Below are 23,088 nucleotides of genomic sequence, written 5' to 3'. Positions count from 1 at the left end.
TATAAAAAGCGGCTTGCCGCCCTGGTATATGGATACATGTCTATATTTTACCATAGAAATGAGAAAGAGTCTCATAATTCTCTAAAACTGGAATAAAAAAGAATGCGCACCTTTCGATACGCATTCCCTTGTTCTTAATATTTATCTCCGTATGTTTCCTTGTTTTTCTGGACGATGGCCATGATACGGCTGGCTGTCTCTTCGATGGCTTTGTTGGATACATCGAGGACGAGGCAGTGGAGCTGGCGCATGACTTCCTTGGCATAGGAGAGTTCGTCTTCTATGCGGGCGATGTCCGTGTAGTTGGCTGCGCCGGAGAAGCCGAGCGCTTTCATGCGTTCGCTTCTGATGGTATTGAGTTTGTACGGATCAATGATGAGTCCGATCAAACGGTACGGCGGCACGTGGAAGATTTCTTCCGGAAGCGGTACTTCCGGTACGAGCGGCAGGTTTGCCACTTTGAATTTCTTGTGCGCCATGTACATAGACAGCGGTGTCTTGGATGTACGGGATACGCCGAGCAGGACGACGTCTGCTTTGGCAAAGCCGGCCGGATTCTTTCCGTCGTCGTACTTGACGGCGAATTCGATGGCTTCTACTTTCTTGAAGTATTCTTCGTCGAGTTTGTGGATGATGCCAGGTTTCATTCTTGGTTTCGTGGTGGTGATGGTGCCTACGGTATCCATCATCGGCCCCAGGATGTCGACGTAGCGGACGCCTTTAGCGTCGGCAATTTTTTCAAATGTTTCGCGCAGCTCACGGCTGACGAGTGTATGACATACGACAGCATTGTGTGATGCTGCTTCGTCGATGACTTTCTGAATCTGTTCTGCGTGACGGATGAATGGCACGCGGATGATATCGATGTCTTCATCGAACTGGCTGATGGTGGCTTTCGCTACGCTTTCAGCCGTTTCCCCGAGGGAATCGGAGACGACATAGACTTCCGGTATTTTAGCCAAAGACATAACCCCCTCTTATTGTTTGCCTTTTCCCAGATCGAGGAAGAGACGAGTGATATTTGTTTTAGAAATACGGCCCTGGAGAACGAATTTCTTCTCCCCGCCCACGTCCTTAAAGGTGCCTACGGGCAGGCAGTCGATCTCGTAGTCGATGAGTTTCTGGGCAATAGAGACCATATCTTCTTTCGGTTCGGCGTAGATCATCTTCGAGCGGGATGTCATGACCATGGAGATCGGCACCTTCGCGAGGTCTTCTCGTCCCATGGCTGCTTTCAGCAGATCTTTTCTGGAAACGACGCCAAGTACGTCGTCTTCTTTGCCTACGAAGAGTGTGCCGATGTCTTCTGTAAAGAGGAGTACGGCTGCATCATAGGCGTTCGTGTCCACGTTGACCACGATCGGGCGTGACATGCAGGATTCTGCTGTGCAGGAACGGATTTCAGCGGCTGCGGGATCTTCCCCGCCTCCGAGATAGTAATAGCCAAGTCTGCGGCGCGCGGCAATGACTTCTCCGGAAAGAAGGACTGCCAGATCGCCGCGCAGGGCGCTTCGCGTAACGTGAAGGCGCTCGGCTATCATTTCGCCCGTGATAGGTCCGTTCTCCCTCACGATGCGCGTGATTTCTTTTTGACGGCCGGTTAACTGCATCTTGTACCTTCCTTTTCTTCTGCTTGACAGAAATTTATGGCAAACCGGGACTGCATAGACAGCCCCGGAAATGCCGAATCTTTACATTTGACCGGCAGGAAAATGTCCGGAGATTTTTCCAGCGCGCCGGTTTATTTCATTACCAGGTATAGTCGGTCGGATCCTGGAGTCCTCTGCCGGTAGCAGCGTCGAGCATGAGTCTCTGTTCGATGCGTGCGACGTTTCTCTTGGTGGCTTTGACCATGTCCGGGTTGACGGATACGTAGTCGATACCGCTCTTGACGAGGAATTCAGTGAAGTCCGGGTATACGGACGGTGCCTGTCCGCAGATGGAAACGGTCTTGCCGTCCTTGTGTGCGGTGGCGATGAGGTGACGGATAGCTCTCTTGATAGCCAGGTTTCTTTCATCGAAGAGTGCGGAAACGGTGTCGTTGTTTCTGTCGCAGCCCAGGATGAGCATGGTCAGATCGTTGGATCCGATGGAGTAGCCGTCGACAAACTGGTTGAACTGGTCAGCCAGGATGATGTTGGACGGGATTTCTGCCATCAGGAACAGTTTGAAGTCCGGGCCTCTTTCGAGTCCTTCTTCTTTCATGATAGCGGTAACTTTAGCTGCTTCGTCTACGGTTCTGCAGAACGGGATCATGCAGTTCAGGTTCTTCAGGCCGAATTCTTCGCGGACTTTCTTGACTGCTTTCAGTTCGAGACGGAATGCAGCGGTGTATTTCGGATCATAGTAACGGGAAGCGCCTCTCCAGCCGAGGAGGTCTGCCGGTTCTTCCGGTTCGTATTTGTCGCCGCCCTTGAGGTTTCTGTATTCGCCGGACTTGAAGTCGGAGAAGCGCAGAACGACGGGTCTTGGAGCGAGTGCACGGCATACTTTGGAAATGCCTTCAGCGAGCATGTCGATAACTTTTTCCGGTTTGCCCTGTTCGATGAGGTACAGCGGATGTTCATGGATGAATGTGGTCCAGATGAATTCTTCGCGCATGAGGCCTATGCCGTCGCATGGCAGTGCGGAGTATTTGTCAGCCAGGTCCGGATCGCCGAGGTTCATCATGACGCCTGTGCCGGTCGGAGCGAAGTATTCAGCCTGTACGACCTGAGCGCCCTGGACCTGAGCGGTTTCAGCCTGCTGCGGTTTTACGAGGTCAGCTACGATGCCTTCGTAAACGATGCCGTTCTGTGCGTCGATGGTGATGTCATCGCCAGTCTTCAGAACGGAGGTAGCTTCTACGCTGCGGCTCTTTGTGCCGACAACGCATGGGATGCCAAGTTCACGGGAAACGATGGATGCGTGGCAGGTCATGCCGCCAGCGTCGGTAACGATGGCAACTGCTTTCTTCATAGCCGGTACCCAGTCAGGGGAGGTCATCATGGTTACGAGGACTTCGCCTTCCTTGAATTCGTCGATATCCTTCGGATCAGTGATGACGTGGCATTTGCCGGAAGCCATTCCCGGGGAAGCCGGAAGACCTTTAACGAGTACCTTATGATCAGTTGTCATTTTCATTTCAGTGCCTGCCTTCTTTTCTTTATTTCTCTTGGACCAAACGGTTTCAGGACGAGCCTGCAGGATCCAGATGCGGTCCTGATGGTCTACAGCCCATTCCATATCCATGTAGTAGCCATAGTGTTTTTCAATGGCTTTAGCGTATTTAGCAAGGGTTACGACCTGTTCATCGGTCAGAGCCTGGGATTTTGCCAGGTTTTCCGGAACGGTTCTTTCTTCTACGTCCCCGCCTTCCTTGCGGACGAGTTCAATGGATTTTTCATTGATCTGACGGCTCTTAATGGTGAGGTCGTCTTTGTTGACGATGAAGTTATCCGGGGTAACTGTGCCCTGTACGACGTATTCGCCAAGGCCCCAGGATCCTTCGATCATGATGGTGCTGTCGTCGCCGTTTGCGATGTTGACGGTGAACATAACGCCTGCGACTTTGGAGTCAGCCATCATCTGGACAGCTGCGGAAAGAGCCACGTTTTCATGGTCGAAATTCTTCTTGGCTCTGTAGTATACAGCGCGGTCGGTGAAGGTGGAAGCATAGCATTCCTTGACCTTGCGGATGACCATATCGCGTCCGGTGACGTTGAGGTAGGTGTCCTGCTGGCCCGCGAAGGAAGCGTCCGGCAGATCTTCAGCGGTAGCGGAAGAACGGACAGCGACATAAGGATCCTTTTCATTGACCTTCTGTGCGAGTTCTTCGTATGCATCACCGATAGCCTTTGCCAGGTCTTCCGGCATTTCTGCAGAAACGATGCTTTCGCGGATCTTTGTGCAGACTTCATGGAGTTCCACGGAGTCTTCTACATCGGTCAGGTCTTCAAGCAGTTCATGGATCTTCTTGTTCTGTCCAGTCTGTTCCATGAAATATCTGTAAGCATGAGCTGTCGTAGCGTATCCATACGGTACCGGCACGCCCGTGGAAGTCGTCAGTTCGCCCAGGGAAGAAGATTTCCCGCCAACCAGTGCGACATCTTTTCTGTGCAGTTCGTCAAACCATAAAACATAAGCTTTCTCTACGTCCATCATATCCTCCTAGAAATGAAGAAAAGAATTAGTTTGAAATGTACACTTAATTTCAAATTTCTTTACTAAGAGTATACCTAAAATGATACATTGTCAAATGCTTAATCAGAAAAAGAGGGATACTCAAAGGAAATAAACATATGCTTTTCGCATTCATGAAGCGATTCATGCTGATTTACTCATCTTTGAGGGAAGGATGAAGCTTACCCTATTTCGCTTATCCTGTAGATTTCAGGGTGTTCCTACCTATTTGTCTACAAAAGAGCGATTGGTGTATACAGCTTCATTAAAATCTTATATAAAGACTTATAAGAAAGATATGGTGTACGCTTTTTTACAACAAAAAAGAGCCGATGGCCTTTGACCTTGCCCTGGAAGGGAAGAATGCCTTTGACCTTGCTCCGGCAGGAGAAGGTGGTGCGGATTTGTTAATACAGACAAATAAATATCATAAAAAATCTAATCGTACTTTAATCTTAATCATGCAGCCATTGGAGCTGCGTTGAATACTTCCATTGGAGCTAAAAGATGTAATTTGCGCTGAATGCGTTTGTTGTTGTAGAAGTAGATGTAGCCGTTGATCATGCTTACCACTGCTTTACGGCTGGTGAATTTACGTGTGTAGTAACGTTCGCGCTTCAGCATTCCCCAGAACCCTTCCATCAGACCGTTGTCTGCACAGCAGCCTACACGGGACATGCTGTGAACCAGTCCTGCTTTTTCAACAATCTTATGGAATCCGTTGCTTGTATACTGGAATCCGCGGTCGGTATGAATCATTGGATGTTCTCCAGGATTCTCTTTAAGTGCCTTTTCCATTGTCTCAAAAGCCAGTGCAGTATTGTTCCTGTCGCCGATGACATAAGAGACAATCCGGCGATCATGGCCGTCAATAATCGCGCTTAAATATAACTTGTGCAAAACTCCATCAGCAGTTGTGTACTTGAATTCAGTGACATCCGTCATCCATCTTGCATTGGACACGCCGGCATCAAAGTCACGGTTCAGCAGGTTTTCAAAAATGTACTTTGGATCCTTTGCGTTACGAGTGCAACCATCGGTCTTGTACTTGATCACGGACTTAATATTAAGTATCCGCATGATACGAAGAACCAGACTGTCGCTTACATTTATATTGATGTTGTCATCCTTCTTGATCCAATCGTTAATCCGGCGGTATCCCATATCCGGATATTCCTGATGGGTTTTCATGACCTCCTGTGCGACCTTTTCTCTCAGCAGTTCACGGCCGCTCTTAATATGATTCAGCCATCCGTAATAAGCTGCCCGGGAGACCTTTGAGAGTCGGCAGAGACTTTCTATGGAGATGTTGGTTTCTTCATGGACTTCTTTTATGGCTTTAAAATCTCTGAGAAGGTGAGTAAGGCTGAATCCTTCGAGGAACGCAACCTTTCCTCTATCTCCATCTTTTTTTTTAGCAGGGCAATCTCTGCTATAAGATCCTTCTGTTCTTCAAGAAGTCTGGCATTCTCCTGACGCAGCTGTTCTTCTTCGGTCCGGGGCGTTTGGAGCCTGATCGGCTTTCCTCTGTAATCCTCAAGACCAACTTCGCCCATTTCCTTGAACTTTTTTACCCATGTGTAGAGCGTTTGGTAGGACATGTTGTACTTCTTGGCTATCTTGTTATAATCGCATCCACTGGCGATGCACTCCTGAACGATTCTGACTCGCTCTTCCTTGACCGATTGCTGGCGTTTGCCCATAAGATCTCCTCCTTCAGAAACGAGGTCTGTCAACTTATGCTCATTATACGCCTCAATCCATGTTTTAAGGGAGAGTGTGCCGGAAATTCTGTATTTGGCACAGACGGAAAGCATGGAAACACCGCCTTTAAGATATTCCTTTACGGCCTGGATCTTCATCTGATTGGAGTAGTAAGACAAATGCTGCCTGGGCCGCAATCCCTTAAAGCCCTCCTCTTTATACCGGAGGACCCATTTCCTGAATGTTATGCGGCTCATATGAAGATTTTCAGCTGCCTGGGTAATCGTAACACCCTGATAGAGATATGAAGCAATCTGGTCTAACATTTCCTCCGGGGACGCTTTGGTTTTACATGGCATAAGAATGACCTCCTAATATATTTATGATATTATTCTGTCTTTCTTGTTGAATCATACCAAGGTCCTGGCGAAGCCAGGGAATACAGTAGTTCTCGAGCAAAGCTATATAAGTTCAAAACAAATAAGAACTGATTTCTTTTGTTTCTCATCGCCGAGCTTCCCCCAACGGAGGGAAGTGCCCGAAGGGCGATAGGGGTGCAGTTTCTAAAAAGGCGAAGCATCCTTTGTGGTTTTCAGACAGAACCAATAAATACATTTGTTAGATAATCCTTTAATGGAATATCCCAATACAAAAAGAGTCTGTAACGAAATGATTGCACATTTCGCCACAGACTCTATATTCCCTTTACAGCAGCTGCACAGCAGTTTCTGCGGTGATTTCCAGAACAGATCTCAGGAACGGGTATTTCTCTTTCATCATGTCGAATTCTTTTCCTTCGCTGACGAGGCGGGCTTTGCCTTCTACGCGGAAACCGGTGCCCTGGTAGCCGTTTCTTCCTTCGACTTCTCTTGCGCCGAGTGTCACGATGATGCGGTCGTTGACGGCAAGGTCTTCTTCCAGGTGGTGCATGCCGGCTGCGGGAGCGAGGATTCTTTCGTCATCGGTGATGACGAGGTAGGAATTCCAGGTGTTTGTGACATGGGGGACATCACGGCCCCATGTGGTGAGGGATACGACGCCTTCGTGTTTCAGGACGTCGAAAAATTTCTGTGGAAGCATAATCGTCTCCCTTCAGGAAATGGCCTTTCGGCCCGAATGATCGGATTAATGGCCTGCGAAGTGGCTTTCTGCTTCGATGATATGGTAGACGAGATCGCCTGCTTCGTAGAGGTCTTTGACTTTGAGGGATTCGCGGTTCGTATGGAAGTCCGTCATGCCGACGCCGACTAAGAGGGACGGGAAGCCCTTGGTGCCGAACCAGTTGGCATCGCTGCCGCCGCCGGATGGGCCAGCGGTCACGCGGTAGCCTGCTTCAGCGCATGCGGCGCGGAAGAGCTGGAGGGCGGGATCGGTGTCTTTGATGCAGAAGGAGTCATATGTCTTTTCCTTCTTGATTTCCAAAGATCCTTCCGGGAACTTGGCGGCTGCTTCCTTGAAGGCAGCTTCCATCTTAGCGACAAGGGCTTCGAGTTTTTCGTCGTTTCTGCTTCTTGCTTCGCAGTGGACGACGCAGCGGTCAGGAACGATATTGACGGCCGTGCCGCCTTCGATGAGGCCGATATTGCATGTCGTTTCATCGTCGATTCTTCCTGTCGGGCAGAGGGAAATGCCAAGGCCTGCCATGGCAATCGCATTCGTGCCTTTTTCAGGCGCCATGCCGGCATGGGCAGCGACGCCCTTGCAGGTGAAGTCGAGGGTGTATTCGGATGGGCCTGCGGTATAAGCAGAGCCGGCAGCGCCGTCGCCGTCGAGCGTATAGCCGAAATCGATGCCGGAGATGTATTTTTCTTCGATGGAAGAAGAACCGCAGAGCCCGATTTCTTCCTGTACGGTGAAAATGACAGTGACTTTGCCATGCGGGATGTACGTTTCCTTCATCAGGGCAAGGCCTTCCAAAATGGCAGCAACGCCTGCCTTGTCGTCTCCGCCAAGAACCGTATCGCCCTTGGAGCGGTACACGCCGTCTTCCAGGACGGGCTCGATGCCGCGGCAGTTTTCCACGCAGTCCATGTGGGCCGTCAGCGCGATGGAAGGAAGGCCTTCCGTATTCGCGTTGAATACAGCGATCAGATTGCCGCTGTTTCCGCCATTGACCGAGCCGTTATTGTCCTCGGTGATTTTGGCAGCGCCCAGTGCTCTTAATTTCTTCTTCAGGTAATCGCAGACCTCGCGCTCGCCCTTGCTCGGTGCGTCGATCTTTACGAGATCCTCGAAGGTATGTCTCATTCTATCTTCATTAACCATGAAAGTTCTCCTTTCTTCTTACATTATATATACCTTTATTATACGCCTATGAAAACAGGGGAGGAAATTCACTCATCCTTGTCCTTTTCCTTCCCGGAGTCCTTCTTCGCTTCTTCTTCCAGCCAGAAGCCTTTCCGGAGCGCCTGCCTGCCGAATTTCTTCTGGATCTCATCCATTGCGCGGGCGGCTTTTTCCCGTTTCTCCCAGTCATGGGAAAAGAGGGACGTCATGCGCGGGCCGGAAGAAAGATTCGAGCCCGTGACGCCGATCAGGCGGATGCCCTCCCGGATGGGGATACGCTGGAGGAGCTCCTGGCACATCGCATAGATTTCCTCCTGCAGGTTCGTCCCGTCTTCCCGGGACATGGAGCGCATGACCGTCTCGAAAGAGCCGAAGCGGATTTTAAGGGAAATGGTCCTCGCAGTGAGATCGTGCTTCCGGAGCCTCTGTGCGACGATGTCGCTGTGGATGGCGATCTGCCTGTCGATTTCCTCGGGATCGGTCAGGTCGTGCTCGTACGTTTCCTCATCCCCGATCGACTTGATCTTCCTCTCGGATTCGATGGGGCGGTCGTCCTTTCCGAAAGCAAGCGCGCGGAGCTCTCCGCCGCGGCTTCCGAAGAGCGACTCCAGTTCGCCGGGCGGCGCATTCTGGATATCTCCGATCGTCTTGTAGCCCGAAGCGATGAGTTTCTTCTCCGTCACCTTCCCGACGCCCCAGAGACGGCGGACGGGGAGAGGGGCGAGGACGTCCTTTTCTTTTCCGTAAGGGATGATGAAAAGGCCGTCCGGCTTATCCATGTCGCTTGCCATCTTGGCGAGGAACTTGTTGGGCGCAATCCCGACCGAGGCGACGAGGTGGACCTTGTCGTAGATTTCCTTCTTGATCGCGCGCCCGATGGCGCCAAGCGTCTTGTATTTCTCGCCCATGCCCGAGATGTCCAGAAAAGCTTCGTCCAGGGAAATCGGCTCGTACGCATCCGCATAGTGGAGCATGATCTGATGGATTTCATCCGATGCCTTCTTGTAAGCATCGAAACGGGGCCTCACGAAAATGCCTTCCGGGCAAAGCTCGTGCGCCTTGAGCGACGGCATCGCCGAGTGCACACCATACTTCCTTGCTTCATACGAAGCCGTCGCGACGACGCCCCTTCTGGAATCGCCGCCGACGATGACAGGCTTTCCGCGCAGCTCGGGATTGTCCCTCTGCTCGACGGACGCGAAGAACGCATCCATGTCCACATGCATAATCCAGCGTTTCATGAGGCTCCTCCTTTCTTTATCTGTATTCATCATAAGAGAAGGGGAAGGGCGGTGTCAAACGCGCTTTTGACAAAAAACGCCCTTCCATGTACTATTAAAAAGGCGCTTAATCAAGAGTCCGGCGCCGTTCATATCATTAGTTCAATGAGGAGGAACTATCTATGAAATCTTTAGTACTCTGGTCTTCCCGTACAGGAAATACGAAAGCCATCGCCGAAGCCGTTTATGAAGCGCTTCCGGGCGAAAAGGACATTTTCGAGGAAGGCCGCCAGCCGTCAGTGGACGGGTATGATTTGATTTTCGTCGGCTTCTGGGGCTTCCGCCGCGGAGCTGACTTTACCGCGCGCCGCACGATCGAGTCGCTGCATGGAAAGAAGGTTGCCATCTTCGCAACCGCCGGCACTTATCCGGATTCCCAGGCAGCCAGGGATTACCTCGACAATGCAGCCGCACTTCTTCCAGAAGATTCCGAATGCCTCGGCACCTTCATCAGCCAGGGCCGCGTTCATTCCTTCCACATCGGAAAGCGCAGCGAGCATGCCAAGCTCGTCCATCCGATGACCCCTGACAGGCTGGCACGTCTGCAGGAAGCGGAAAAGCATCCGAATGAGGACGACTTCCGCCGCGCAGGAGAATGGGCCGTTTCCATGGCAGAAAAAGCACAGGCCTGAGTCTTTTGGGAAGACGCTTCCGGAACCTTTCGGGGGCGTTCTTTTTTTTATGAGAAGAAAACTGGGAAATGAAAGAGAAAACAGAAGAAAATAGGAATAAATCCGTCTTTTGTAAAGGTTTTTTCATTGACAGCCATGCCCGACTTAGCTATAATTAGTCTGTTATGGTGCAGATAAATGGCACTGCCACTACGTAAGGAGGTGTTGACTAATGGCAAAGATGACGTTCCAGCCGAACAATCACTGGAGAAAACAGACTCACGGTTTCCGCGCTCGTATGAAGACGAAAGCAGGCCGTATTGTTCTGAAGAGAAGAAGAGCAAAAGGCAGAAAGGTATTAAGTGCCTAATCTAGAGAACAAGGAACAGACGGGGCACCGCTTGTTCCGTTCCTACCGGATCAGACAGAACAGGGATTACCGAAGAATTTACCGTTCCGGGAAAAGGTTCAGCAACAGGGCTGGACTGCTTTATGTCACCAGGGTCAAGAGCGGAGACATCCGGATCGGTTTTGTAACGACGAAAAAAATCGGCCATGCCGTGGACCGCAACCGCGCAAGACGGCTGATGAAGGAGGTTTACCGCCTTCACCGGGCAGAACTTTCGCCCAATTATGAGGCGATCATGCTGGCAGGAAGCTTCCTGACCACAGCGACTTATAAGGAGGCGGAAAAGGCTGTCCTGGCCTTGTGGCGTAAAGCCGGAATACTGGTGCAGTCATGAAGAATCTGCTTATCGCATTGATACGATTCTACAGGACCTTTATTTCACCCCTTAAGGCTCCCTGCTGTCGTTTTTACCCCACCTGCAGCGAATATGCTCTGCAGGCGGTACAAAAATATGGCGCCCTGAAAGGCAGCTGGCTCGCCGTCAAACGGATTTCCAAGTGTCACCCTTTTCATAAGGGAGGATACGATCCTTTGCCGTGACCGCTGCTTTTTTTGATAGGCCCATCCATTCAGGCGGCTTTTACAAGCACCCATAACAAAAGCCAAGCAAGAAAGCGGTGGATTTCCCCGCTGCGGATTTCCGCACAAAACTCACCCGGCTCTTGAAATTCAGAAAGCCGGGGCATTTAACGGTTGGAATACAGACCGTATAAGGAGTCAATGAATGAGTGATTTTCAGATACCGCTTCTGAGTACCTTTGTAGGCTTCCTCGCAGACATCATGCGCGTCTGCCTCGAATTCTGCTACAAGATGACAAACGATATGGGCTTCCCGAGCTACGGGATCGCGATCATTGTCCTGACAGTGATCATCAAGACCCTCCTGCTCCCGTTTGCCCTAAAACAGATCAAGTCCATGAAGGCCATGCAGGAAATCCAGCCAGAAATGCAGCGGATCCAGAAGAAGTACAAAAACGATCCGAACAAACTGCGTGAAGAAATGGGCAAACTGTACAAGGAACACGGCGCATCGCCTCTCGCAGGCTGCCTGCCGCTCCTCATCCAGATGCCATTCCTGGTTTCCATTTACTACGCCCTTCAGGGATTCCCCTACGACCCGGCCCATGAAAGCTTCCTCTGGCTGCAGAGCCTTGCCGTACCGGACTCCACCTATATCCTCCCGATCCTTTCCGCTGCGTCTACCTTCATCATTTCCTGGCAGACCACACCGAAAGATGCTCCTGGCAACCAGAAGACCATGCTTCTTCTCATGCCTCTCATGATCGGGTGGATGTCGCTGAACTTCCCGAGCGGACTTGTCATTTACTGGATTGTCTGCAACCTGTACCAGCTCGTGCAGCAGACCATCATGTATCGTGAAGAAATGGTCGACCGTCTCGGCGTCTCCAAAAAAGGCGTACTGACAGTTCACAACCATGAAGACGAAGATGAAGTCAAGACCGAAGAACCGAAGAAGAAAAAGGTCATTCGCAAAAGAGTCATCAAGAAGGTAGTCAAGAAGAAAGAACCGGAAGCAGATGAAGAAGCTGAAAGCGGAGAAACAGCCGCAGAAGCTCCGAAGACAGAAGCTCCGAAAGAGGAAAACAAAGAAGAAAAGAAAGCTCCCGAAGCAAAGCCGGAAGCAGAAGAAAAAAGAACAACGATAAGAAACCCGGGGAGGCTGATGAAACGAAATGAGAACAGTCAGAGTCACAGCAAAAACAGTTGAAGCCGCAGTAGAAGACGGCATAAAACAGCTGGGTATCAGCCGTGAAGAAGCAATCGTTCATGTCGTAGAACAGCCCTCCGGCGGACTTTTCGGATTGATCCACAAGAAACCGGCCGTCGTTGACGTATCCGTCATCGATGAACCGGAAACAGAAGAAACTCCGGAAGCACCGAAAGCCGAAGAAACACTGGCTGAAACACCGGCAGAAGAATCGAAAGCCGAAGAAACCAAGGAAGAACCAGCTGAGAAAGAAGCAAAAGAAGCAGAAGCTCCGGCTGAAACCGCTGAAGAATCCAAGGAAACGGAAGAAACAGAATCCAAGGAAACTGAAGAAAAACCGGCTCACAGAGAAGGCAGAGAAGAAGCACCGTTCAATGCGGAAGAACAGGAACAGACCGCTGAAGAAGCGAAGAAATTCCTCGAAAACGTATTCAAGGGCATGCACCTCGACGTCACCATGGAAAAAATGATGAACGAAGAAAGAATTCTCCTCTCCCTCCACGGAGAAGGCCTCGGCATCCTCATCGGCAAACACGGCCAGACACTGGACGCACTCCAGTACCTGACAAACCTTGCCGCTGGCAAATCCTTCCGTCACCGTTACTTCGTCATGCTTGACGTGGAAAACTACAGAGAACGCCGCCAGGACACCCTGGAAGCCCTCGCACATAGACTTGCCGGCAAAGCAAGAAGAACCGGCGAACCCGTCAAACTCGAACCGATGCCGGCAGGAGAACGCAGAATCATCCATCTCGCACTGCAGGACGATCCCTCCGTCTCCACCGAATCCGAAGGAGAAGTACCGTACAGATACGTAGTCATCAGCCCGAACCGCTGAGACGAAAACAAATGACTCCCGTGAAAACGGGAGTTTTTTTGTGCGGGAAATGGGCCTAAATCACCGGCGCATCCGGCTCGTAGGATTTTATTAATAGCAGGATGAAGGAAGGAGAAAAGGCCCTTTAATTGAATCAGCAGGATAATTCTCTGATTCCTCCATTTCCTTCCAACATAAAAAGCTGTGAGATCCAGTCATTTGGATTTCACAGCTTTTCTATTTCCTTATCTCAGGTAGAAGCCTGCTCTTCTTTCGGCGAAGCGGAAGCCTCTTTCGATCGCTATGCTGAGCGCCCAGTAGATGAGGGCGGCGGAGATGTAGATTTCGAGGTAAAGGTTCGTCAGGGCAGCCTGGATATTCGCGGCGCCGAAGAGTTCGACGACGGTGATGAGGGCTGCGATGGAGGTGCCTTTGAGGAGGTTCAGGACTTCGTTGGCCATCATGGGGAGGGCGAAGGTGAGTGCCTGCGGAAGGATGATGTTCTTCACGGTGCGGAAGGTGGAAAGGCCCATGACTTCTGCTGCTTCAAGCTGCCCTTTGGGGACGGAGTAGAAGGCGGAGTAGAAGATTTCCGCAAGGTAAGCGCCTGAGTGAAGGCCAAGCCCTACGACGGCATAGGCGAATGGCGGGATCTCGGAGATGAGGGTGAGATCGGCCTGGCCGCGGATCATGAGGAGGATCATCGGCAGCCCGTAGAAGACGACGTAGAGGATGATGAGTGTCGGTACGGCGCGGCCCAGGAGAATGTAGGCCTGGGAGACACGCTGCAGGATGGGGATGCGGTAGATGCGGGAGAGGGCTGCCCCAAGTCCCAGCACGATCGCAAGAATAAGCGAGAAGAGGAGAAGTTCCAGCGTCGCAGGAAGGTAGGGGAGAATCTGAAGTGTCATTTTCTCCATTTGGTCAAAGTTCAGCATAGTTCCTCCTTACGCATAGCGGAATGAACGGTTCACGATGATGACGCCGATCTGGACGATGGCGCAGAGGGCGATGTAAATGAGCCCGACGTCAAGGTAAAGTTCCAGATGGTGGTAGCTGTAGGCGCCCATGAGGTCTGCCTTGCTCATCATGTCGACAACGCCGGCATTGAAGATGAGGGATGTATTCTTGAGGCAGGAAATCAGGGTATTGCCAAGGACCGGTACGGCGAAGCGGAAGGCCTGCGGGAAAATGATCCCGAAGTAGGTGCGCTTCTTGGTGAGGTTCATGGCGCGGCAGGCTTCGAGCTGTCCTTTTTCGACGGCAGAGAGGGCGCCTCTCACGACTTCGGAGAGGTAGGCGCCTTCATGAAGCGACATCATGAGGAGGACGAAGACGATGCCCGGCACGGAGCGGATGTCCGATGCGCCGAATGCGCGCAGCACCTGCGGAAGTCCGAAGCAGATGAGGAAGAGCTGGACGAGGAAGGGGGTGCCGCGGATGAAGGAAATATAGACAGAGGAGATCTGCGAGAAGACAGGAGTCTTGTGGATCCTTGCCAGCGCAGTGACGGCTCCTATGGCAAGCCCGATCGGGAAGGAGACGGCTGTGACGAAGAGCGTCACGTCAAGGTAGGAGAGCAGGATAGGGAGCGAGCTCACCATGTAATTGAAATTGAAGAATTGGTCCAAGAGAAACGCCTCCTTTCAGGAAAGGGTCTTGGAAATGAAATGGCAGAGTCCCGGGCTCTGCCGGGTCTTACTGCTGTGGTACGGTGTAATCTTTGCCGAGGAACTCTTCAGAGAGTTTCTTGAGCGTGCCGTCGGCCTTCATGTCTTTCAGTGTCTTGTCGATGGTGTCGGCCAGTTTCTGGTGATCATCGTCCTTCTTTAATGCAAAGTAGGTGGGGACACTGGAAATGACGGGGCCTACGGCCTTGATCGGAAGGCCGAGTGTCTTTACGGCGTCCGTGATGGAGACTTCGTACTGCGGGGTGGCATCTGCGCGTCCGGAGACGACGAGGTTGGCGCCTTCGGTGAATCCTTTGTCGGTGTAAATGAGTTCAATCGGCGGGTTGTAGGTTTTGTTGAGATCCTGCAGCTGGCGGACGGCTTCGCTGTTCGTCGTGACGGCGACTTTCTTGCCCTTCAGGTCTTCAAGGCTGTTGATGTCATTCCTGTCATTCCTGACGGCGATCTTTCTGGCGGTGTAGTTGTTGACTTCCTTCGTGTAGATCGTCTTGGCAGCTCTTTCGTCCGTATATCCGACCTGATTGGCGACGATATCCGCCTGGCCTGATTCGATGGCAACGAAAGCGGCAGAAGTCGGCATCATCTTGTATTCGAAGTGGATGCCCGGGTTCCTTTTTTCGACTTCTTTCAGGATTTCCACATCGTAGCCGGTAAGGTTTCCTTTGTCGTCCACATAGGTGAAGGGACGGAAGGTGCCGCGGGTGGCAACGATATATGTCTTGGCGCCGGCGGACTGGCTCTTGGCGGCAGAGGCGGAAGCGTCCTTGTCCCCTCCGCATCCCGCAAGGGCGATGACGGAAGCGGCAGCGATGAGGGCGGCTGCCCCTTTAAGAAGGGAAGAAAATTTCATGGGTTCTCCTTTTACTGCTGTGGTACGGTGTAATCTTTGCCGAGGAACTCTTCCGAGAGTTTCTTGAGCGTGCCGTCGGCCTTCATGTCTTTCAGGGTCTTGTCGATGGTATTGGCCAGTTTCTGGTGGTCTTCGTCTTTTCTAAGAGCGAAGTAGGTCGGATCGCTGGCGATGACCGGTCCTACGGCTTTGATCGGAAGGCCGAGTGTCTTGGCAGCGTCTGTGATGGAGACTTCATACTGCGGGGTGGCATCTGCGCGTCCGGTGACGACGAGGTTCGCCCCTTCGGTGAAGCCTTTGTCGGTGTAGATCAGGTCCATCTTCGGATCCATGGTTTCATTCATCTTCTGGAGCTGGCGGGTGACTTCGCTGTTTGTCGTGGTGACGACCTTCTTGCCCTTCAGGTCTTCGAGGCTGTTGATGTCGTTCCTGTCATTTCTGACGGCCAGTTTTCTGGCGGTGTAGTTGTTGACTTCCTTGGTGTAGATCGTCTTTGCCGCGCGTTCTTCATTGTAGGTGATCTGGTTGGCGACGATGTCGACCTGTCCGGATTCCATGCCGACAAAGCCTGCAGAAGGCGCCATGGTCTTGAATTCGAAGTGGATGCCCGGATTTCGTCTTTCGACTTCTTTCAGGATTTCCACGTCATAGCCGGTAAGGTTGTTCTTGTCGTCCATGTAAGTGAAGGGGCGGAAGGTGCCGCGGGTGGCTACGACGTATGTCTTGGCGCCGGATGCCTGGCTCTTGGCGGCAGAGGCGGAAGCGTCCTTGTCTCCGCCGCATCCTGCAAGGGCAATGACGGAAGCGGCAGCGATGGCAGCGGCCGCGATTTTGAAGATGGATTTAAGCTGCATGGTGAGGTCCTTTCGATCAGAGATACGATTTTTTCATGTAAACGGTTTTGTGGCTGTTGCCGGGGAGCGTCTTTGTCTCGACGATTTCAAATCCCCATGATTCATACATTTTGACGAGCCAGGGATGCTCGGCGGCTGTGCCGAGGGTGACGGCAGGGGTGCGGAGTTCTTCTTTGAGGACTTGTTCTTCCAGAAGGAAGAAGAGTTTCCTGGCGTATCCCTTGTGCTTTTCTTCCGGCCTTGTGGAGACCCATCCAAGATGGGGAACTCCATAGGGGCCCGGTTTCTTCACCCATGGCATCCTGAGCGTGATGGCGCTGACGAGGCGGCCTTCGATGAAGAGGCCGTAGGTGGGATTCAGGATGAGTCCGCGGATGAGTTTTTCTTCCGGGAGCGTGACGGCGGCAAAGTCGATGCCCAGTTCTCCATCTGCCTGATAAGCATCATGGACGAGGGCGGCGTATTCATGGCCGTCATTCGCATTGAGTAAGCGGTACAATTTGATTTCCTTTCTTATACATGGCGGCTTGCTTTAGTGAGAAGCGCAAGGAGCTCTTTCATGGAAGGCCTTCCCGAGAGAAGGGTGATCATTTCTTCTGCGTATGCTTCATCGGAGGCAGAAGCGAGTTTCTTTGTGAGGTCGCCTTTTGTGAAGGGGTGATCGGGCGAGCCGTCCGGTTTCAGGATTTCTTCCGTGAAATGGCTTCCGTCCTTCATGTCGGCTGTGACGACGATGCGGCGGACTTCCTGGCCGGCAGGGGGAAGGTCTTCCCGGATGCCGAATTTCGGAAGGGCTCTTGTGAAGGAGGCCGGGGTCTTGGCAAGGCGGAAGAGGTCGTCATCGACGTCTCCCTTCGTGAGGATCTGCCAGGCGACGTATTCCATCGAGAAGCGGCCCTGCTGGCCTGTCTTGGGGGCATGGTAGTGGAGCGAGTAGCTCTTGCCGGGCGGGAAGTGGAATGTCACTTTGGAAATGGTATCCAGCGTGACACCTTTCTTCCAGAGGGACTTCAGCGCAGCCGCGCCTGGAATGGCAGCGGAGCAGTACTGGTGTTTCTTCATCCAGAGGCCCGGGGAAATGAGTTCTCCGGGGGAAAGCCAGCGTTTGGAAAGGGCGCCTTCTGCGATCGTCTTTCCTGCCGTGACGGCGGCCCATCCGTTGTCATTGTTGAAGGCGCTCGTGCTTGATGTGAGAGCGCAGTCGCGGATGAGAAAGTAGGAGAAGACGGCGTTTCTGGCGGCAAAGCCGGAGTGGAGGGGCTTGGTGTCTGTCCCTGCCTCAAGGCCAAGGCCGGCAGATTCTGTCGCGCCGAGGGAAAGGAGCTCGCTGGCTTCCTTTTCAGGAAGGCGGCGGAAGCGGGCAATGGCAGCGGCGGCGCCGATGGGGCCGATCGTGGCTGTCGGATGGTAGCCGCGCTTCTTGTGCGCCGGGTTCACGAGTCTTCCAAGGAGCCCCTCGGTCTCGGCGCCGGCCGTGTATCCTGCAAGGAAATCTTCGAAGGTATCAGAGGGATCTGCAATCGCAAGGAGGGCGGAGAAGATGACGGTGCTGAAGTGGCCCATGAGGTTGGCTTCCGCATCGTCAAAGTCCAGGTAGTGGGACGCAAAGCCATTGAAGAAGGCGGCGTTTTCCGGCGTCGTCCTTACGTCAAAGCCAAGGATGGCCCTTTCGCCTTTGCGGCTTTCAAGGAAGGCGGCTGTCCTTTTGACGGCTGCTTCCCTGCTTCCTGCCAGAGCGGATGCGAGATAGTCGGCAAAGGCTCTTCTTCCTGCCTCGGCCAGATCGGGGCGTCTTGTGACGTCCGTCTTAAGGATGAGGCTTGTCAGTTCCTGCGTGATGGGATCCATGATTCCTCCTTTCATTCGTACTTATTTCTTGGAAAATTTTTCTGCTCTGTCATTCGGTTCCAGCCAGCGGCTGTCGTCCGGACCCTTAGGCATCAGTCTTGGCATATCTGCAAACGGGGTGTGGTCGACGTAGTAGAAACGAAGACGCATGGAGTTGAAGTCTGTATTCTTGCCGAAGGCAGGGATGCTGAAGAGGTCTTTGGCATAGTTCCAGAGGTTCGGGTAATCGACGAGGCGTTTCTTGTTCAGAAGATATTTCTGATAGAAGACGAGGTCGAAACGGGTCAGCGTGACGAAGAGGCGGATGTCCGGAGAGGTGATGGTATCGCCCATGAGGTAGCGGCGGGTGGAAAGTCTTTCTTCCAGCCAGTCCAGACGGTCGAATACGAGGTCATAGTAGTATTCGTATTCTTCCTGCGTTCCTGCCAGAGCCGCCAGATTGACGGCCAGGTTCACGTCGGCATAGATGACGTCATTCAGTGCGTCGATATCGTAGCGGAGTTCTTCAGGATAAATATCCGGAGCGTCCTTGTCGATGTATTCCTGCCAGCCTTCATAGAGCTGGATGTCAAGGTCGTGGTAGTCGTTGTTGACGACAGCGCCGGTCGTGACGTCGACGAGAGCCGGGACGGTCGCACGCTGGTCATAGTCCGGATTTCCCTTCTTGTAGGCTTCCATGAGGGAATGGATCTTGAGGACGGGATCGACATCATCCTTGTCGAGGGTGAAGTACCAGCCGCCTACGACGCCTGCCGGACGGAGCGGATCGACGACGCCTTTGGAAATGACCTTGTCCAGGCCTAAGAGGTCGATCGCAATCGCGATGCGGTTCGCCCACGGGCAGTGGCGGGACCAGATGAGGCGGTAGCGGCCCGGTTCTACAGGGAGCTGTCCCTTGCCGCTGCCAAAGGAGGCAGTGAACTGCGGTTCTTCATCGTCGTCGTATTTCTTTCTTGCTATGTTGAAGTTCGAAGCGTCCTCTCCTTCGCCGTACTCCTTGTCGATGCCGTTGGAGCGCGGGTTGGTGGACTGGAACTGGGAAAAGTCGATCGGGCAGGGGTTCATTGCGCGTTTCACTTCTACGTGCGCACGTGCTTCGCGGATGCTCGGGTCAATGATAAAGTCTTTGATTTTTTCGAAATCGGCCATGGTATGTTCCTCCTAAGGAATAAGAAATTATTCGCCGCGGGGAGGAAAATAGGCCTAAAAAAAGCCTCCGCCCCGGGCATTCATTTGAATGTCAAGGGACGGAAGCTCCGTGATTACCACCCTGATTCGCCCTGGGGTCACCCCGCAAGGCCTCTTGAAGTGCTTATGGGACCCGGTCAGGCTCCATACACTCCTGCGCTGTAACGGGCGTCTCCCGGGCCGCCTACTTCGTTCGGCGCGCCGGCTCAGAAATGCACTTCACTATCTTACGGTGTTTCCCTTCTCACCTTCCGGGAACTCTCTTTGCACTTTCAGACAGCTACTCTTTTCCTCATTGCCATAATGGATTTCTATGCTTTAGGTGGATATCAAAAAAACTCTCCTCCCCATAAAGGGACGAGAGCTTAGCTTCGTGATTCCACCCAATTTCATGTATTTCTACATCTCATGTGCGCTGTAACGGGTGCTCCCGCTGCGGCTACTTCATTCGCCTGCAGGGCTCGGAAATGCACTTCGCTGATTTCTCCTTGTCCGCTTCCACCGTCCGGACTCGCTTGAAAGGAACAGGCTCAGGTACTCTTTTTCTTCATCGCCAAAATTATGTTGCACTTACTTTACCATTCCTATAGAAGTTTGTCAATGCAAGAAATAGAAAAATTCGTATATGAATTTCACGCTTTTCATCCTGCGAATCGATACTATTTGTATAAATAAAATAAAGAAGAAACAGCAGCATGAAAAAGAATCAGAAACGAAATAAAATAAGAAACTCATTTCCTATAGCGAAATTGAATAAGCGACCTCGCGAATAAGAAACGATGAAAGAAAAATGTTTCCCTTCTTTTCATTAAACATTTCGGTTAGCAACTCTTTATTCTTAGGGAGTATAATAAGAAAAGGACGGAAAACCGTCCCATTCAACTAGAAAAAGAAAGGAGAGGGGATATGAAAAACTGGAAACATGTCATATACCTCGTCTGCGCGATCCAGATCGGCGCAGGCATCTCCATGATGGGCATCATGTCCTTCCTGCCTTTGTTCCTTTCCGAGCTCGGCATCACCGATCCCGGCGAGGCTGCTTTCTGGGCAGGGATCATTATCGGCGTCACACCTTTCATGATCGCATTCTCCGCGCCGTTCTGGTCGATCCAGGCGGACAGGCGGGGACCGAAGACGGTCATGTCGATCGTCCTTATCGCTGTCGTGCTTTCGTCCTTCTTCAGCGGCATGGCGACAGCGCCCTGGCAGCTCCTGCTTCTCCGCACCCTGCAGGGACTTGTCGGAGGCTTTGTCCCGATAGGTCTATCCATCGTCGTCTCTGTCACACCGGAAGAGAAGACGTCCTGGTCGATGGGATACTTCCAGGCAGCCATGGTCATGGGCATCATGTTCGGACCGCTCCTTGGCGGCGCTGTGGCAGATACATTCGGCTACCGCATGCCGTTCTACGCGTTTTCGCTTCTTGCCTTCCTCTGCCTCATTGCGCTCCAGATTTTCCTGCCTGACATTCACAGGAAAGGGGCGGCGAAGGAAACGGACTCCACATGGAGCCAGATCAAGTTCTTCATGAAGATTCCGCGTGTGCGCATCATGACATTCATGCAGTTCCTCTGCAACTTCGGCATCACCGGCATCGGGCCGATCCTGCCGCTCTATATCAAATCGATGATGGGGGACTCGCCCATCGTTGCGACCGTCGTCGGGTTCATCATCTTCATTTCCGGCGGCTGCAGCGCGCTCGCATCGCTGAATACCGGCCGCATCACGTCGCGCTTCGTCATCCACCGGGTGCTCATCACCGCGACGATATTCGTCGGCTTCACCTTCATCCTGCAGTACCTCATGACGACCGTCGCGGGCCTTGGTTTCTTCCGCGGCATCACGGGCCTTGGCATGGGCTTCATTGCACCGTGCACGAATACGATCATCGCCAAATCCGTGCCGCCTGAAAAACGCTCGATCGTCTTCGGCGTCGTTTCCTCCGTCTTCCTGATGGGCAACGTCGCCGGCCCTGTCTGCTCGGGCGCCATTGCGAACTACTTCGGGTACGCCATGGTCTTCTGGTCCACGGCCATCGCTTTCTTCCTCGCTGCCTGCGTCATCATCTGGAACTTCAGGGGCGAAAAGGAAATTTAAGTAAGGAGTCATTATGGAAATCCGCGTTTTGAAATACTTTCTCACGGTCGCCCGCGAAGGGAGCATCACGAGAGCAGCCGAGATCCTCCACGTCACGCAGCCTACGCTTTCCCGCCAGATCCTGGAGCTTGAAAGGGAAACGGGCGTGAAACTCCTGGACAGGGGCAGCCGTCACGTGAGCCTTACCTCGGACGGTCTCCTTCTCAAAAGGCGCGCCGAGGAAATCGTCGATCTCGTCGACAAGACGGAAAAAGAACTCTCCGGCAACAAGACCGTCGAGGGCACGGTGAACTGCGCCTGCGGCGAGCTCCTTGTCATGGATCATTTCGCCGACCTCATCATGCGCTTTCAGGAAAAGCATCCCCTTGTCCGTTTCGATATCAATACGGACATCACGGGAAGGGTGAATGAAAAAATGGACTCCGGCCTGATCGACACGGCCATCTTCGTCCGTCCCTTTGACGCGGAGAAGTATGACTACGTCCCGATCGGCCCCGAAGCCCGCTTTTGCGCCGCCATGAGGACAGACGATCCTCTGGCACAGAAGGAACATGTCACAAGAGAAGATCTTGCAGGAAAGAAACTCGTCCTCATGAGCCGCGGAGAACTCAATGCGGATATCCGGAGCTGGCTGGGAGACGTCTGTGAGACAATCCAGACGCCCATCCACTGCGACCTTGGTGCGAATTCCTCCCTCTTTGCCAAGAGGAAAGGACTCTATATCATCACGACAGAAGGCACCATGCCGCTTGTCGACGACCGCATCGTCAAGTACGTCCCGCTCTACCCGGAAATGCGCATCCAGACCGTCGTAGCATGGAAAAGAGGCCAGCCCTTCGGCCGCGCCGCCCAGGCCTTCATCGAATTCCTCAAGGAAGAACTGGGAGAAAAATAAAAGAATAAAAGAGGCTGTGACAAAATAGGCAATCATTTCGTCGCAGCCTCTTTTTCTATTGGGATAATTGATCGGAGGATGGTCAAACACAGATACATAATTGAATTACCTGAAAACCATACAACCAAGGCTTTGCCTTGGGGAAATGAACCTCCTCAGGCGACTCCGCCGCCAGCTCCCCCTACGGGGCGAGCTCTGACACCCTTAAACCTCGCTTCGCTCGAGAAAAGAAAAAAGCAGTATTTTATTGGATTTCGTCACAGCCTCTTTTTACATGCAGCAGCTTCCACTATTCATTTTATGTATGGATGAGTCATGAAAATGGGCATTGGATATGATTTCCTTCTTCTTCTACAATACAGATAAAGAGAGCGTCACAAGCGCTGGAGGAGGAATCATGAAGAAATATATTTTAGCCGCCGTCCTTCTGCTTGGCATGGCAGGAGCTGCGGGCGTGAGCTATGGGAGCGGCTCGACGGAGGATCTGATGGCTCCGATCGCTTATACGGACTGGGAAATAGGAAAATCCAAACCGACGACAGGAAACCTCGTCGCCGTAAGGGACATGAACACGGCGGTCCCGGCCGCTGTGCCATCTTCTACTTGCCCAAGCCAGAAGAAAGCATGCACCGGCAAATAGCGTAAAAAAGAGACTGCGGAGATGATTA

At 52.4% G+C, this 23,088-nt stretch carries 24 protein-coding genes and 2 other annotated features; of the genes, 9 read left to right on the top strand and 15 right to left on the bottom strand.

Annotated features, from left to right (window positions below; all coding sequences use genetic code 11):
• Positions 1-134 precede the first annotated feature (134 nt).
• From OIM03_00395 to OIM03_00360, 8 genes are all read right to left on the bottom strand, one after another.
• On the bottom strand, positions 135-968 hold the full coding sequence (locus OIM03_00395; protein ID HJI72741.1) for a kinase/pyrophosphorylase: 834 nt from the start codon (positions 966-968) through the stop codon (positions 135-137).
• Positions 969-977: 9 nt separating this feature from the next.
• Entirely contained in the window at positions 978-1,610 is a 633-nt protein-coding gene (locus OIM03_00390) for a helix-turn-helix transcriptional regulator (protein ID HJI72740.1), read from the bottom strand.
• 139 nt (positions 1,611-1,749) lie between these two features.
• Positions 1,750-4,140, bottom strand: coding sequence for a phosphoenolpyruvate synthase (gene ppsA, locus OIM03_00385; GenBank protein HJI72739.1), 2,391 nt, complete (start codon positions 4,138-4,140; stop codon positions 1,750-1,752).
• A 480-nt stretch (positions 4,141-4,620) separates the two neighbouring features.
• Positions 4,621-5,463, bottom strand: coding sequence for an IS3 family transposase (locus OIM03_00380; GenBank protein ID HJI72738.1), 843 nt, complete (start codon positions 5,461-5,463; stop codon positions 4,621-4,623).
• A gap of 29 nt (positions 5,464-5,492) precedes the next feature.
• Complete coding sequence (locus OIM03_00375) at positions 5,493-6,191, bottom strand: helix-turn-helix domain-containing protein (GenBank protein HJI72737.1); 699 nt, start codon at positions 6,189-6,191, stop codon at positions 5,493-5,495.
• A gap of 379 nt (positions 6,192-6,570) precedes the next feature.
• Entirely contained in the window at positions 6,571-6,945 is a 375-nt protein-coding gene (locus OIM03_00370; GenBank protein ID HJI72736.1) for a pyridoxamine 5'-phosphate oxidase family protein, read from the bottom strand.
• 45 nt (positions 6,946-6,990) lie between these two features.
• Positions 6,991-8,130: a M20/M25/M40 family metallo-hydrolase gene (locus tag OIM03_00365; protein ID HJI72735.1), complete on the bottom strand. Its 1,140-nt coding sequence runs from the start codon at positions 8,128-8,130 to the stop codon at positions 6,991-6,993.
• A 68-nt stretch (positions 8,131-8,198) separates the two neighbouring features.
• The gene (locus OIM03_00360) at positions 8,199-9,392 is read right to left on the bottom strand and encodes a DNA polymerase IV (protein HJI72734.1); all 1,194 of its coding nucleotides are present in this window, start codon (positions 9,390-9,392) and stop codon (positions 8,199-8,201) included.
• Between the two features lie 161 nt (positions 9,393-9,553).
• On the opposite strand from OIM03_00360, the gene OIM03_00355 reads away from it, so the two are divergent.
• The 6 genes from OIM03_00355 (at position 9,554) to OIM03_00330 (ending at position 13,018) form a co-directional block, all read left to right on the top strand.
• On the top strand, positions 9,554-10,063 hold the full coding sequence (locus OIM03_00355) for a flavodoxin family protein (protein HJI72733.1): 510 nt from the start codon (positions 9,554-9,556) through the stop codon (positions 10,061-10,063).
• A gap of 211 nt (positions 10,064-10,274) precedes the next feature.
• Entirely contained in the window at positions 10,275-10,412 is a 138-nt protein-coding gene (rpmH, locus tag OIM03_00350; protein ID HJI72732.1) for a 50S ribosomal protein L34, read from the top strand.
• Entirely contained in the window at positions 10,405-10,785 is a 381-nt protein-coding gene (rnpA, locus tag OIM03_00345) for a ribonuclease P protein component (GenBank protein ID HJI72731.1), read from the top strand. The genes rpmH and rnpA overlap by 8 nt, the downstream gene beginning before the upstream one ends.
• Positions 10,782-10,991: a membrane protein insertion efficiency factor YidD gene (yidD, locus tag OIM03_00340; protein ID HJI72730.1), complete on the top strand. Its 210-nt coding sequence runs from the start codon at positions 10,782-10,784 to the stop codon at positions 10,989-10,991. Before rnpA ends, yidD begins: the two co-directional genes overlap by 4 nt.
• A 184-nt stretch (positions 10,992-11,175) precedes the next feature.
• Positions 11,176-12,180 (top strand): YidC/Oxa1 family membrane protein insertase, encoded by a 1,005-nt coding sequence (locus tag OIM03_00335; protein HJI72729.1) that lies wholly within the window; start codon positions 11,176-11,178, stop codon positions 12,178-12,180.
• Complete coding sequence (locus tag OIM03_00330) at positions 12,146-13,018, top strand: protein jag (protein ID HJI72728.1); 873 nt, start codon at positions 12,146-12,148, stop codon at positions 13,016-13,018. The genes OIM03_00335 and OIM03_00330 overlap by 35 nt, the downstream gene beginning before the upstream one ends.
• Positions 13,019-13,242: 224 nt before the next feature.
• Here OIM03_00330 and OIM03_00325 read toward each other — a convergent pair whose 3' ends face one another.
• From OIM03_00325 to OIM03_00295, 7 genes are all read right to left on the bottom strand, one after another.
• Complete coding sequence (locus OIM03_00325; protein ID HJI72727.1) at positions 13,243-13,935, bottom strand: amino acid ABC transporter permease; 693 nt, start codon at positions 13,933-13,935, stop codon at positions 13,243-13,245.
• A gap of 9 nt (positions 13,936-13,944) precedes the next feature.
• Positions 13,945-14,628 (bottom strand): amino acid ABC transporter permease, encoded by a 684-nt coding sequence (locus OIM03_00320; GenBank protein ID HJI72726.1) that lies wholly within the window; start codon positions 14,626-14,628, stop codon positions 13,945-13,947.
• 67 nt (positions 14,629-14,695) lie between these two features.
• Positions 14,696-15,538: a transporter substrate-binding domain-containing protein gene (locus OIM03_00315; GenBank protein HJI72725.1), complete on the bottom strand. Its 843-nt coding sequence runs from the start codon at positions 15,536-15,538 to the stop codon at positions 14,696-14,698.
• Positions 15,539-15,549: 11 nt separating this feature from the next.
• Positions 15,550-16,392, bottom strand: coding sequence for a transporter substrate-binding domain-containing protein (locus OIM03_00310; protein ID HJI72724.1), 843 nt, complete (start codon positions 16,390-16,392; stop codon positions 15,550-15,552).
• Between the two features lie 16 nt (positions 16,393-16,408).
• Positions 16,409-16,891 carry a GNAT family N-acetyltransferase gene (locus tag OIM03_00305; GenBank protein ID HJI72723.1) on the bottom strand — a complete coding sequence of 161 codons (483 nt, stop codon included), beginning with the start codon at positions 16,889-16,891 and terminating at the stop codon, positions 16,409-16,411.
• A 14-nt stretch (positions 16,892-16,905) separates the two neighbouring features.
• Positions 16,906-18,240, bottom strand: a complete 1,335-nt coding sequence (locus tag OIM03_00300; GenBank protein ID HJI72722.1) for an MmgE/PrpD family protein — start codon at positions 18,238-18,240, stop codon at positions 16,906-16,908.
• 21 nt (positions 18,241-18,261) lie between these two features.
• On the bottom strand, positions 18,262-19,389 hold the full coding sequence (locus OIM03_00295; protein ID HJI72721.1) for a glutathione S-transferase C-terminal domain-containing protein: 1,128 nt from the start codon (positions 19,387-19,389) through the stop codon (positions 18,262-18,264).
• A 91-nt stretch (positions 19,390-19,480) separates the two neighbouring features.
• Positions 19,481-19,733 (bottom strand) — a binding site (T-box leader).
• A 45-nt stretch (positions 19,734-19,778) separates the two neighbouring features.
• Positions 19,779-19,988: a binding site (T-box leader), on the bottom strand.
• A gap of 346 nt (positions 19,989-20,334) precedes the next feature.
• Between OIM03_00295 and OIM03_00290 the strand changes: the two genes are divergently transcribed.
• The 3 genes from OIM03_00290 to OIM03_00280 all read left to right on the top strand — a co-directional run bounded on the left by OIM03_00290 (position 20,335) and on the right by OIM03_00280 (position 23,060).
• Positions 20,335-21,525 (top strand): MFS transporter, encoded by a 1,191-nt coding sequence (locus OIM03_00290; protein ID HJI72720.1) that lies wholly within the window; start codon positions 20,335-20,337, stop codon positions 21,523-21,525.
• 13 nt (positions 21,526-21,538) lie between these two features.
• Entirely contained in the window at positions 21,539-22,420 is an 882-nt protein-coding gene (locus OIM03_00285; protein ID HJI72719.1) for a LysR family transcriptional regulator, read from the top strand.
• 397 nt (positions 22,421-22,817) lie between these two features.
• On the top strand, positions 22,818-23,060 hold the full coding sequence (locus OIM03_00280; protein ID HJI72718.1) for a hypothetical protein: 243 nt from the start codon (positions 22,818-22,820) through the stop codon (positions 23,058-23,060).
• Positions 23,061-23,088: the final 28 nt, after the last annotated feature.

Source organism: Veillonellaceae bacterium (assembly GCA_025992895.1).
Classification (GTDB): Bacteria; Bacillota; Negativicutes; order Veillonellales; family Dialisteraceae; genus Dialister.
This window is presented reverse-complemented; position numbering and strand designations above follow the sequence as displayed.